Here is an 897-nt window from a genome sequence, read left to right on the forward strand (position 1 = left end):
CGGAACAAAACGGATATTAAGTCATTATCAGAAAAAATAAACGATGCGATGGTAGGGCACAATGGTTTATTCATTTCTATAAAAAACATGGAAAATGAAAAAATTGTTGAACTCTATGCCAAAAATTCTGTTGTTCCAGCGGTCCTGCTTAATAAGTCGGGTGATATTCTCGACTATATGATCCAGACGGAAGAAAATAACACCGTGTACCGCAGTATCTCGCGGCGGGTTGCCGTGACGCCGGAACAGGGTAAAAGCAAACATGTCATCATTACGGTTGCCACGGATACTGGGTATCACACCCTGTTTATGGATAAGCTCAGTACCTGGCTGTTCTGGTTCAATATCGGTCTGGTCTTTATTTCTGTTTTTCTGGGCTGGCTGACCACACGTATTGGTCTGAAACCGCTACGGGAAATGACCAGTCTGGCTTCCTCCATGACCGTACACAGCCTGGATCAGCGTCTTAATCCCGATTTGGCTCCGCCGGAAATTTCTGAGACCATGCAGGAGTTCAATAACATGTTCGATCGCCTGGAGGGGTCATTCCGGAAACTGTCAGATTTCTCGTCTGACATCGCGCATGAGCTGCGCACAGCGGTCAGTAATCTGATGATGCAGACGCAGTTTGCACTGGCTAAGGAAAGGGATGTTTCGCATTACCGCGAAATCTTATTCGCTTACCTGGAAGAACTGAAAAGGTTGTCACGAATGACCAGTGATATGCTTTTTCTGGCACGTTCAGAGCATGGTCTGCTGCAGCTGGATAAACATGATGTGGATCTGGCCGCCGAACTGAATGAATTACGTGAGCTGTTCGAGCCTCTGGCAGACGAAACAGGAAAGACAATCACCGTTGAAGGAGAGGGCGTTGTTGCCGGAGACAGCGATATGCTG

1 pseudogene is annotated in these 897 nt (G+C 47.2%); it reads left to right on the forward strand.

Going from position 1 to position 897, the window contains the following annotated elements:
- Window positions 1-897 (forward strand): annotated as a pseudogene (pcoS, locus tag ACVCAM_RS26445) (copper resistance membrane spanning protein PcoS); the annotation flags it as partial.

The organism is Enterobacter sp. CFEC122, assembly GCF_052983755.1.